The following is a 5,586-nucleotide window of genomic DNA, read 5'->3' as shown; positions in this document are numbered from 1 at the left end:
TCATACCATATAATAGTTTGTGTTGCAAATTTTTTGCTCTTAGCTATCTCTTTTCACAAAGCTCACCGTCTACTATTGATATTATTCTGTCTGCTTTTTTAGCTATATTTTCATTATGTGTAATCATTATTAATGTTTGATTATACTTTTTTATGGATGTTTTAAGTAAGTCCATTACCTCTTCTGTAGTTTTTGTGTCCAAATTTCCAGTTGGTTCATCTGCTAATATTATACTTGGTTTTGCTGATAAGGCACGAGCTATTGCTACTCTTTGTTGTTGCCCTCCTGATAATTGGTTAGGTAAGTGAGTTTTTCTTTCTCCTATTCCTAATAAATTCATAAGGTCATTTATGTATTCTTCATCTACATTTTGATTATCTAGCTTTAATGGTAGTTCTACATTTTCTTTTACGTTAAGTACTGGTATTAGATTGTACTGTTGGAATACAAATCCTACTTTTTGTCTTCTGTATTTTGCTAGTTCTTTGTCACTTAAACAGCATATGTCTTTTCCATCTACCTTTATTGTTCCATTATTTGGTCTTTCTAAACCTCCCACTAAATGTAGAAAAGTACTTTTACCACTTCCACTTGGTCCAACTATTGCTACAAACTCCCCTTTGTTGATTTTTAAGTTTGCATTTTTTAGTGCATTTACTGCTATTTCTTTTTTCCCGTATATTTTTCCTAAATTTATTGTCTCAAGTATTACCATAATATCCACCCTATTCTACTATATTTATAGCTTCTACTATATTGCTTTCTTTTATTTTTCTTGCTGGAAGATAGGTTGCTATTATTCCTATTAATATATTTGTAATTATTATTAATAGATAGTAACTATATGATATTGTAAATTCCATTCCATAACCTTCAAATCCATATGTATCATACATTCTAATCTGTAATAAAATCCCTAAAATAAACACTATTGCACTTGATATAATTCCATACAGTATCCCTTCATAAACTATCATATTTTTAAAATCTTCATAGGTTATACCAACAGCTCTTAATATACCAAATTCGCTAGTTCTTGACGATATATTGTAACTTACATTATTAAATATATTAAATGCACTAATTATAAATATAACTAATACCACACCATAGTTAATCATAAGTCTTTGATCATCCATTTTTTCAGTAGCTATTTTTTCTTCAACCATATCTGTTGTTACAGTTCCTGGCACTTGACTTCCTATTTTACCTAGTTCTTTACTTATTAATTTATGATCTGCTCCCTCTTTCATATCTGCAAATACTAAATTATGAGTATCTACGCCCGTTATTTTTTCCAAATAATCACTACTAGTTATAACATCTATTCCACTAGTATATGAATAGGTAGCATCATCTGCATATGAATAATTGACTATACCACCTACTTTAAATTCATGGTACTCATAGTCCAAGTTGTCCATATCTCTCATTTCCCAATACATTTCTCCATCAACTTTTTCTTTAGGTATTTTTACTTTTACAGTATCTCCTACTTTTATATCTACTACAGGCTGTCCTCCTCCAACAACAGTATCTCTATAACCTTCATATTCATCGTAAGTATATGGCATATATAGTACTACACTGTTACTATTTTTCATTTTGCTTATATCTATTTCGCCACTTACTAAGTAATCATTTAAAGAATTTAACATCTCGTCATTGTAACCTTTTAATTGTTGTTTTATTGTATATCCATCTATATTTTTACTTTCTATCATTTCAAAACCTCTATCTTGAGATTTACGGTGTTCATTAAGTTGTTTATAAAAGTTTAAGTCTAACATTTTATCTTTAGGTATATCCATTCTTGTTCTTATAAAACTTGCAGTTTTAACTTTATCTATTCCATCTATATTTTTTATTGAATTTATATGCTCATCTGTAATTAAATTATCACTACTGTAATATCCACTATTTAGCATAATAAAATCACCATTACTATATGTACTTCTAGCCATATTTTCAAATAATACATCACCAGCTGAAAATCCATAACTAGTTTTAATTACCATAATTCCACCTATACTCATAGATGCAATAATCATAATAAATCCTTTTTTATTTCTAAACATATTTCTCATGGAAATACTTTTTGTTATTTTTATGTAGCTACTTAATTTGTTTACTATAATGTTGTTTTTCTTTATTTTTTTACCTTCACCTAAGTTCCTTCTTATTGCATCCATAGGAGCTAACTTTCTTATTTTTATAAAAGTAAAAATACTTATTACTAAAGCTACTGATACAGTACAGGACACAGCTAAAATTATCATCTTTACAGGTATTACAAAAGGTGTTTCTATCCCCATTATTTCTCCGCTCATATTGCCTACAAGTTTATTTGAAATTTGTGCCCCACTCATTCCAATGATAATACCTATAGGAAGTGCAATCGCACTCAGTATTAATAGTTCATATAGCATAAGATTAAATATTTTAAAATTAGTACTTCCTAGTGCTTTTAATACACCATATTCTCTTATTCTTTTGTATACTGATATGCTATATATACTGTACATTACAAGACCTGCAAAAAAACTCATAGTTATGGCTGTAACATTACTTTCATAATCTAATCTCCCATTTGCCATAACAGAATCTATAAGCATATTATTTCTTCTAATATTTTCTTTTCTATTAAATTTTGCTTCTTTAGATATATCATTTATGTTTTTATCTATTTCACTACCTTCATTAAACTCAACATATGCATCAAATTTATTAAGCTTCGATTCATCAAAGTTTAAAAACATCTCACATATTCCACTACCTTTTTCAATATATCTATCGCTAAGAATTCCTACTACTTTAAAACTTTCAGGTTTTTCTTTATCGTAAAGTTTAAAAGTTATTTCTTGATTCAGTGTAGATTCTAGCCCCATACTATTTAAAACCCATTCTTCAATTACAATTTCATGATTTCCTTTTGGATACCTGCCTTTGATAAGTTTTGAAGCTTCATTTAAATAGTTTTCACTTGCATAATTTATATTTAAAGGTAATTTTTCACCATTATCTGTAGACGCATAATAAGATGTTATTCTTAAATCTTTTATGTCCTTTCCTTTTTTAACTATTTCTAACTGTTCTTTATTTATATCCTTAAATCTAACGTGATGTGTACCAAGCTCTCTTTTCATTTTTTCCAAATCTGCTTGCTGAGCACTTCTCGACATAGTTCCTACTCCTATTATAAGAGCCGTTCCTAGAACTACACTAAGTATTATTGCTAGTGACCTTGTTTTATAGCTTTTTATATATTTCAATACTATACTTAAATCATTCCCCATTTTTACCACTTCCTTTCTGTTTATAGCTTAATTATATATTTGTTTAAAATTTGTAGCAAATTACATTTTTTCAAGTTTTTAATGGTTATTTGCATATATTTATAGCTTTAAATTCAACTTTTCATCTTCTATTTGCAATTTTTCACTTTTTACATATTTTTTTATAAATGTTATAATTTTTTTATAAGACTGAATTAGGGGTGAATTATGGGATATATTTTAATAGTCTTTATAGGACTTAATTTTTATTTTGATAGATTTACATCTTTTAAGAAATTATCATTAACTAAGAAAAGTTTAATCACAACATTAGCTTCTACTATTACTTTATTATTAATAGAAAATGTTTTAGCATTTATATTAACTTCGCTAGATTCTAATTTACTATACAAAGGATTATTAAAAGTAGGCTTATCTTTTTTGTGGGCAGTTATTTGTTTTTATATAGGATATAAGTTTATTAAATTAATAGATAATAATAATTCCCAAATAGTAGAATTAAAAAGTACAACTAGCAAAATTAAGCACAAAGATAATATAATAGCAAAACTAAGAAGTCAAAAACATGATTACTTAAAGCATTTACAAGTAGTCTATTCTTTACTTAATACTGGTCTTAGTGATGATGCTCAAAATTACATAACTAATATATCTAATAGTTTTAGGTCTAAGACTTCTAGGTATGGTAAGGTTTCTTATTTAGATGCTATTGCTTCATTAAAATATGAAGAATGCCTTATGAAAAATATAACTTTTGATGTTTATATACAAGACTTTATTGATAATTTGGTTATTGATCCTAATGAGATGAGTTCTGTATTGTTAAATATAATAGATAATGCAATTGATTCTTTATCTTCTATTAATAAAGACAATAAGTACATAAAATTATTCGTGTATGAAGATGAATTCCAATATGTTATATCTATAAAAAATAACGGACCTATTATTTACAATACTGAGGGTATATTTGAGAAAGGTTTTTCTACTAAAGATGGAGAAAACAGAGGTTATGGACTTTATTTAGTAAAAAACATTTTAGATAAATATGGTTATCATATATTTGCAAGTAGTGATGAGTTTATAACTGAGTTTACAATATTAATACCTAAGTACTGCTAACCCCCCGTCGCGAAATACGACGTTGGGTACTATATGATTTTATGGAGAGAATTTGACTATGATAAAAGTTTTGATTTGTGATGACGACAAGGCTGTAAGAAATGATATAGAAAATATTATTAAGGAATCTGGTTTTGTTGATTATATATAAAAAGTTGAAAATGGTATTGAAGCTATTGAGTTTATAAAAAATGATAAAATAGATTTATTGATTATAGATATTGATATGCCTTATAAAAATGGCATTGAATGTGCAAAAGAAATAATTTCTATTGATAAAGATGTTCACATAATTTTTGTAACTGGTTTTGCCGATTATAGTTTAGAAAGTTTTAAAGTACATCCTGTAGATTTTATTGTTAAGCCTTTTACTAAGGAAAAGATTTTGGATTCTTTGAACATTGCAATTGACCATATTAATTCTCATAAATTAGCAAAAAATAATTTTATTGAAGATACTTTATTTGTTTACAAGGTTAGAAAGCAAGTTCATATGATTAATTTTGATGATATTGTTATGTTTGAGAAAAATTCTAGGGCAGTTAATTTGTATACTAGAGATGATGATGTTATTAAATTTTATGAGAGTTTTGAGGATTTGGAGAAAAGACTTCCTCCTAATTTTTTTGCATCTCATAAGAGTTATATTGTTAATTTAAAGCTTATTCACAAGGTTATTCCTGTAAGTAAGTCTTCTTTGGAGATTAAGTTTATTAATTTCCAAGAAAGTGCAACCCTTAGCAAATCACTAGAGAAGGATTTTCTATATAGGTTTTATAGAACTAAGAGATTTTAAAAAATCGCCAATAGTTACATTGGCGATTTTTTACTAATTTCATCATTTATCAACGATTTTGAAATATACATAGCTTTTATAATCTTCTTAAGCCTAGTATGAGTAGAAGTTCCCTCTACTGCTTTTAGGTACGCTTTTTCACATTTACTTATGACTGAAGTTACTGGTGGCATGGCTTTTTCAAGTTCTTCCTTTGTATATTTATCTATAATATCCTCATCTTCTAACAATGTTTTTGAAATATACATAGCTTTTATCCTATTTTTAAGGAGTGTGTGCTGTGATGTTCCTTCAGCAAATTTGGGATGCATTTTTTCACAGTTCTTAATAGTTGAAGATACAACTTTTAACGCTTCCTCTAATTCTTCTTTT

The 5,586-nt window shown here is 27.2% G+C and carries 5 protein-coding genes; 2 read left to right on the top strand and 3 right to left on the bottom strand.

All coding sequences use genetic code 11. The annotated features are described in order from the left end of the window. Positions 1-43 precede the first annotated feature (43 nt). Complete coding sequence (locus ACRC03_RS11180; RefSeq protein ID WP_438652647.1) at positions 44-715, bottom strand: ABC transporter ATP-binding protein; 672 nt, start codon at positions 713-715, stop codon at positions 44-46. Between the two features lie 10 nt (positions 716-725). Continuing rightward, on the bottom strand, positions 726-3,296 hold the full coding sequence (locus ACRC03_RS11175) for an ABC transporter permease (RefSeq protein ID WP_438652646.1): 2,571 nt from the start codon (positions 3,294-3,296) through the stop codon (positions 726-728). 207 nt (positions 3,297-3,503) lie between these two features. Here ACRC03_RS11175 and ACRC03_RS11170 point away from each other — a divergent pair, with 207 nt between their 5' ends. Together ACRC03_RS11170 and ACRC03_RS11165 are read left to right on the top strand one after the other, a co-directional pair. Continuing rightward, positions 3,504-4,418 (top strand): sensor histidine kinase, encoded by a 915-nt coding sequence (locus ACRC03_RS11170; RefSeq protein ID WP_438652645.1) that lies wholly within the window; start codon positions 3,504-3,506, stop codon positions 4,416-4,418. Between the two features lie 166 nt (positions 4,419-4,584). Beyond that, on the top strand, positions 4,585-5,214 hold the full coding sequence (locus ACRC03_RS11165) for a LytR/AlgR family response regulator transcription factor (protein WP_438652648.1): 630 nt from the start codon (positions 4,585-4,587) through the stop codon (positions 5,212-5,214). Between the two features lie 14 nt (positions 5,215-5,228). Here the strand turns inward: ACRC03_RS11165 and ACRC03_RS11160 are convergent. Further along, positions 5,229-5,586: hypothetical protein (locus ACRC03_RS11160; protein WP_438652644.1), on the bottom strand; the 358-nt coding region annotated here is incomplete at its 5' end.

This window comes from Romboutsia sp. (assembly GCF_051659545.1).
Taxonomy (GTDB): Bacteria; Bacillota; Clostridia; order Peptostreptococcales; family Peptostreptococcaceae; genus JBOFOR01.
Note: the sequence above shows the minus strand (reverse complement) of the source record. Positions and strands in the feature narration are given on the sequence as shown.